We start from the raw sequence: 6,236 nt of genomic DNA on the forward strand, positions 1-6,236 counted from the left end.
CGGGCCGCAAGGCGGGCGCCCTGGTGGTGCTCGTGGACGGCCTGCTGGCACTGTACGTCGAGCGCGGCGGAAAGACGATGCTCACGTACACCGAGGATCCGGACGCCTTGACCGCCGCCGCGGCAGCACTGGTCACCGCGATCCGCCAGGGCGCAGCGGACAAGATGGCGGTTGAGAAGATCAACGGGGAGTCCGCGCTCGATTCCCCGGCCGGCAGGGCGCTCGCCGACGCCGGCTTCTACAGCACGCCGCGGGGGTTGAGGATCCGTGCCTGAGGGGGATACCGTCTGGCGGGCCGCTCGGGACCTGGACAAGGCTTTGCATGGCAGGGAACTCACCCGCTGCGACATCCGTGTGCCGCGCTTCGCCACGGTGGATTTCACCGGGCGGACGGTGAAGGATGTCGTGGCGCGCGGAAAGCACCTGCTCATCAGGGTGGAGGAGGAGTGGAGCATCCACTCGCACCTGAAGATGGAAGGTCTCTGGCACGTCTATCCCAAAGGCGGGAAGTGGCGCCGCCCGGCGTTCAAGGCCCGCTGCATCCTGGAAACCGGGGCCTCCACCGTGGTCGGTTTTGAGCTCGGGTTCCTGCGCGTCATCCCGCAGGACCATGAACATGACGCCGTGGGCTACCTCGGTCCCGACCTCCTGGGACCGGACTGGGACCCCGAGGAGGCGCTGCGCCGGCTGCGCTCTGACCCGGGCCGCCCCATCGGCCTGGCGCTGCTTGACCAGCGGAACCTCGCAGGGATCGGTAACGTTTACCGGTGCGAGCTGTGTTTCCTCGCCGGTGAGCACCCGCTCACTCCGGTGGGGGACGTGCGGAACCTCCCGCGGATGGTGGAGCTTGCGCACCGGCTGCTCGAGGTGAACAAGGACCGTTCCACGCGGGTCACCACCGGTTCCCTGCTGCGGGACCCGCTGTGGGTGTACGGGAGAACCGACCGCGGGTGTCTGCGCTGCGGAACCCGGGTGGTCCGCAGCGAGATCGGGGACAACGAGCTTGAGCAGCGGGTGCTCTATCATTGCCCGCACTGCCAGCCCGCGAGGGTCTCCGCGTGACCTTGCGGCGCGGCCCAGCAACCCTGTCCGAACGAACCGAACCGACCACCCAGTCCGAACCGACCGCCTACCGAGGGAGACCATGAGCTGGCTCAGCACACTCCCCGGCTTCCTCGTTGCGCTGGCGGTACTGCTGGGTCCGGGCCTGCTCTGGGGAGCGATCTTCGGGCTGCGGCGCCTGACACTGCTCGCCCTGGCGGGCCCGTTGAGCGTGACCGCCGTCGTTCTGGCTGCGGAGAGCGCGTCGCTGGCCGGGGTGCAGTGGTCGCTCGTCCCCCTGCTGGGGGTGACCGCCGCCGTGGGGCTGGTTCTCTGGCTGGTCCGCCGGCGCTTCGACGACGCGCTCGCCACGGACCCGGGCCGTCCGCTGCGGCGGACGCTGACCGCGTTGGCCGTCGCCGCCGTCCCGATCGGCCTCATCACCCTGTGGATCTTCGGCGAACCGGAGAACATCGCCCACTCACACGACAACATCTTCCACCTCAACGCCATCCGCTACATTGCCGAGACCGGCAACGCGTCCTCCGCGGAACTGGGGTACCTCGGTACCCGCGCCCCGACCTTCTACCCGGCGGGCTGGCACGCGCTGGTCTCGCTGGTCCTGCTCTCCTCCGGCCTGTCCATCCCGGCGGCGATCAACGTGGTGAACCTCGCCATCATCCTGACGCTCTGGTGCGTCGGCTGCCTGTTCCTGGTCACCCGCGTGACCGGCGAGCGCCGCGCGGCCCTGCTCAGCGCCGCCGTGCTGTCCGGCGCGTACAGCAGCTTCCCCTACCTCCTCTACGAGTTCGGGGTGGTCTACCCCTTCATGCTCTCGATCGCCATGCTGCCCGCCGTGCTTGGTCTGGTGATCCAGTTGCTGCGCGTCGGCGCACCCCTGCGCACGACGACGGCGGCGAACCTCCTGCTGCTGCTCGGCGTGGTCCCGGGGCTGGCGCTGGCGCACCCGGCGTCGCTGGTCGGTGCGCTGGGCCTCAGCGTCCCGATGGTTGTTGCTGCCGCGTACGCCAGGCTGCGCCGCGGCAGCGTGCCCGCCTGGCGCACGCTGGTCCCGGCGGGAGTGTTCCTGCTGGTTCTTGCCGCGGCGTGGATGCTGCTGCGGCCGTCGCGTGGCAGCTCGGACAACTGGGATGAGCTGGGCGACGCCGGGTGGGCGCTGCTCGCGGTGGTTCTCCACTCGCCGCTGTTCCGGCCCGTGGCCGTCCTGGCTGCGGCGCTGACCCTGGTGGGTGCCGTCGTCGTCCTCCGCCGCCGGCGGCACCGGTGGACGCTGGGGTTGTACGGGCTCGCCGCCATGCTCTTTGTGGTGGCGAACTGGAAGGAGGCGCCGGACCTGCGGTGGGTGGTGGCCGGGGTCTGGTACAACGACTACTTCAGGATCAGCGCCATGCTGCCGGTGGCCGGGATCATCGTGGCCTCGCTGGGGGCGGTGGCGTTGGTCGACGCCGGAGCCCGGCATCCGGCAGTGCTGTCCTTCCTGCGGGGCGGGAGCGGAAAGCGGGCGGGTGCCGCCGTCGTCGTCCTGGTTCTGCTGGGTGTTGCGCTGGCACCGCTGGGCGCGGTACAGCGCGGTGTTGCGGAAGCCGCCGCGAAATACCGGTTCACCGAGAACTCACAACTGCTGACCAATGATGAGCTGGCCCTCATCCAGCGGCTGCCGGAGACGGTGGAGGAGGGCGCCGTGGTGGTCGGGGTGCCGTTGACCGGGGCGTCGCTGTCCTACGCCTACACGGGCATCCCCACCCTGCTGCCGTACGGAACCGTACCGCCCACTGTTGCCGGGAAAACGGTCTACGGGTCCCTCGATGAGCTCACCACCAACCCGGAGGTCTGCCCCGCCGTGGAGAAACTGGGTGTGCGGTACGTGCTCGATTTCGGCATCAGCTCCGTACACCCGGGAGAAACGGAGGTTGTGCCGGGGCTGCAGGACCTGACCCGGGAGAACGGCTTTGAACGGGTGGACAGCGAGGGAACCGCCGCGCTGTACCGGATCACGGGTTGCTGAGAACCTGCTGCGGCCGGCTCCCGGCTACCCTTGATGGGTGATGCAATCCCCGCTCCCGGTCCGCAACGGCGTTAACGCCACGCGGCTGCGCCTGCCCGCCGAGGGCCCGTGGAGCACTGCGCTCGAGTACATCCTGGACCGCTGGGACCATGTGGATCCGGACGGGATCGCGGAGCGCTTCGACCGCGGGGAAGTGGTTGCCCTGAATGGTGAGCGGCTCACCCGGGACACCCCGCTCACTGCGCACACCTTTGTCTGGTACTACCGCGAGCTGCCGGTGGAGAAGCGCCTTCCCGTGGAACTGAGCATCCTCCACCAGGACGAGAACCTGCTGGTGGTGGACAAGCCGCACTTCCTGCCCACCACTCCCGGCGGGATGTACGTCGCGGAGTCGGCGCTGGTGCGGCTTCGGGTGCAGCTTGACCTGCCGGACCTCATCCCCATGCACCGGCTCGACCGGATGACGGCGGGAATCCTCATGTTCTCGACGAATCCGGCCACGCGCGGCGCCTACCAGCTCCTGTTCGAGAACCGCCGTATCCGCAAGGAATACGAGGCCGCCGCGCCCATCGACCCTGCCCTGGAACTCGACGTCCAGCCGCGGACGGTCCACAGCAGGATCGTGAAGTCCCGCGACTACCTCCTCGCGCAGGAGGTACCCGGGGAACCGAACGCGGAAACCCGGATCGAGTTGCTGGAGGAACGTGGCGGTGTGGGCCGCTACCGGCTCCAGCCGCACACCGGGAAGACGCACCAGCTGCGGCTGCATATGGCGGGGCTGGGCCTCGGAATCGTGAATGACCCGTTCTATCCCGTGCTGCTTCCCCAGCAGCCGGATGACTACACGAAGCCGCTGCAGCTTCTGGCGCGGCACATCGAGTTCGTGGATCCGGTCTCCTCCCGGCCGTCGTCGTTCACCAGCGGACTGGAACTGTCCGCGCTCGCCTGATGCCACCCGGGAGCAGCCCGCTCACGAACAGGTGATGCGCTGTAGATTGGATCAGGTGGACCTGTCGACGCTCGCTGAGTGGTCCGTGATGATCCATCCGGTCACGCTGCTCGTGGTTATCGCTGACGTTTTTGTGCCCATCATGCCCTCAGAGTTCCTGGTGATCGCCTCAGGGTCGCTGGCCTCGGAGGGAACGGTGCTGCTGCCGGTTTCCCTGCTCACCGCCGCGGCCGGCAGCCTGCTCGGGGACATTGCCCTCTACATGCTGTTCCAGCGGCGGCTGACCCACTGGCTGGACCGGTTCCGCTGGGGACGCACCGTCCACCTCGGAATCCGCAATGCCGTGGAAAAGGCGGGAAAGTCGCCCACCTACGCCGGCCTGGTTGCGCTCCGGTTCCTTCCGGGCGGGCGCACCGCCGGCATCGCGGCCGCCGGGATCGCCGAACTCGCCTTCCGCCCCTTCGTCGGTTTCGCGGCCCTCGGCGGTGTGCTGTGGGCGTGCTGGCTGGTTGGTCTGGGCTACGTTTCCGACGTCACGACGGGCTTCCCGATGTGGGCCAGTGCACTCCTGGGAATGGGTGTGGGTACTCTGGTGGGACTGATCATTGCAGCGTTCTTCGCGCTGAAGCAGCGCCGGGAGGTCCGAAAGACACATGAGCATGCCGACCCCGTCCAACCACCGGCTGCCCCAACCACCTCCCGTGCCGCCGCGGAAGACCCCGGAAACGCACCCCATTCCCCCTCAACAGAGCGGGACGGAGAGCGTCCTTGACCGGCTGAGAGCCGCGCGTCCCAAGCCGGCAGCTCCAACTGATGAGGAAAAGCCCGGAACGACGACGGCAGCTTCCGCTGCGTCACCGGCAGCCCCTGCTGCACCCCCAACAAAGCCCTCGGAAGCGACTGCGCCGTCCAAACCGGATCAGGGTGTGCCTGGCCAATCCGCGCCCGACTCCGCTCCGGCGTCGGACACCACGGACTCCGGCCCCACGCCAGGTGAGAGGCAGGCAGCAACCGAAGCCGCCAGGCTCAGGGCCGCCCGTGCCGAAAAGCTCAAGGCCGCCTCCGGCACTGCCTCCGCCTGGGCCGCCAAGTCAGGAAAGAGGACCGCGGCGCTGACAGCTGCCGCCTCCCGGGGCGTCGTGGCCAACGTCCGTTCGTGGCGGGCGGACCAGGTGCGGCGCATCCTGGTCAGCATCATCGTTCCCGGTGCACTGGCGGCCACGGCCGTCGTCGCCGGCGTCTTCGCTGACCGGGAGATCCTGGGCGCCGAGCTGCTGCGTCCGGACCTGACGCTGGTGTCCCCCAACCAGTACTCGCTCTTCATCTGGGCCCTGATCGGGGTGGGGATGCTCGGGTATGTGGTTCACCAGTGGCTGCCGCGCCAGGCGCACAGCCCGCGGCACCGGGGCCTCGGCTGGATCGTCATGGCAGCGCTGCTGCTGAATCTCGCACTCACCTGGCTGATAAGGGATGAGCTTCACACCGAGAGCCTCGTGGTGCACGGACTCCTGCTGCTCCTGCTTCTGGTTTCCCTGCGGTGGCTCAACCGGTGGTCCGCGTTCTCGTCGCTGGAGGGTGCGCTGGTTGATGTGCCCCTTGGGCTGTTCCTCGGCTGGACCGGCTTCACGGCGCTGACCCACACCGCCGCCGTCCTGTCCCTCAACGGCTTCTCCTGGCTGACAGGGGACGAGTTCGTGTGGGCGCTCATCGGCCTCGGCATCATCGTTCTGGTGGGCGGCGTTGTCTGCTCACTGGACCGCGGACGCATGGCCGTCGCTCTCGCCGCTGTGTGGGGCATGGCCTGGATCATTGTGGAACGGCTATTGGGCCAGCCGCAGTCGCTCCTCATGGCCGGCGCGACAGCCCTGGCCGCGTTCCTCCTGCTCATCACCGCAGGCTCGCGCCGGCACCGCGTGGATCACTCGTACCGGCGGGAGCTCCGTCGGCGGCAGACCTCGCATCTGCCGCCGATCGAGCTGGACGATGAAGACTACGAATACTACGAGGAGGAACCCGAACCGTTCGAGGACGGCGAGGATCCCCCGCCCCGGCCGCGTCGGGTTCTTTGACCGTCACTGCCCAGGTGAGAGTGATCGCTCAGGTGAGAGTGACTGCTCAGGTGAGAGTGATCGCGATTTTCCCGCGGGTGTGGCCGTCCATGTTCGCTGCGAACGCCTCGGCGGCCCGCTCCAGCGGGTAGGTTTCAGCGAGCACCGGCTT

General features: G+C 68.6%; 6 protein-coding genes. All 6 read left to right on the forward strand.

The features are described from left to right. The coding region (locus X803_RS22110; protein ID WP_035778026.1) for a hypothetical protein at positions 1–275 on the forward strand (275 nt) is incomplete at its 5' end. Next, complete coding sequence (locus X803_RS0105330) at positions 268–1,062, forward strand: Fpg/Nei family DNA glycosylase (protein WP_026544329.1); 795 nt, start codon at positions 268–270, stop codon at positions 1,060–1,062. The genes X803_RS22110 and X803_RS0105330, both read left to right, overlap by 8 nt. Before the next feature lie 82 nt (positions 1,063–1,144). Beyond that, entirely contained in the window at positions 1,145–3,067 is a 1,923-nt protein-coding gene (locus X803_RS0105335; RefSeq protein ID WP_026544330.1) for a DUF6541 family protein, read from the forward strand. Positions 3,068–3,107: 40 nt separating this feature from the next. Then, positions 3,108–4,016, forward strand: coding sequence for an RluA family pseudouridine synthase (locus X803_RS0105340; RefSeq protein WP_035778027.1), 909 nt, complete (start codon positions 3,108–3,110; stop codon positions 4,014–4,016). A gap of 55 nt (positions 4,017–4,071) precedes the next feature. Beyond that, on the forward strand, positions 4,072–4,788 hold the full coding sequence (locus tag X803_RS17990; RefSeq protein WP_253907397.1) for a DedA family protein: 717 nt from the start codon (positions 4,072–4,074) through the stop codon (positions 4,786–4,788). 154 nt (positions 4,789–4,942) lie between these two features. Beyond that, positions 4,943–6,085 carry a hypothetical protein gene (locus tag X803_RS0105350; RefSeq protein WP_026544332.1) on the forward strand — a complete coding sequence of 381 codons (1,143 nt, stop codon included), beginning with the start codon at positions 4,943–4,945 and terminating at the stop codon, positions 6,083–6,085. The last annotated feature ends 151 nt before the right edge of the window (positions 6,086–6,236 follow it).

Origin of the sequence: Arthrobacter sp. 35/47 (genome assembly GCF_000520475.1) — a bacterium.
In the GTDB taxonomy this organism is placed as follows: Bacteria; Actinomycetota; Actinomycetes; order Actinomycetales; family Micrococcaceae; genus Arthrobacter_D; species Arthrobacter_D subterraneus.

What these genes read in the sequence shown, in the direction of transcription:
- X803_RS0105340 (WP_035778027.1), top strand. Translation starts at nt 3,108, where the DNA reads ATGCAATCCCCGCTCCCGGTCCGCAACGGCGTTAACGCCACGCGGCTG.
- X803_RS0105335 (WP_026544330.1), top strand. Translation starts at nt 1,145, where the DNA reads ATGAGCTGGCTCAGCACACTCCCCGGCTTCCTCGTTGCGCTGGCGGTA.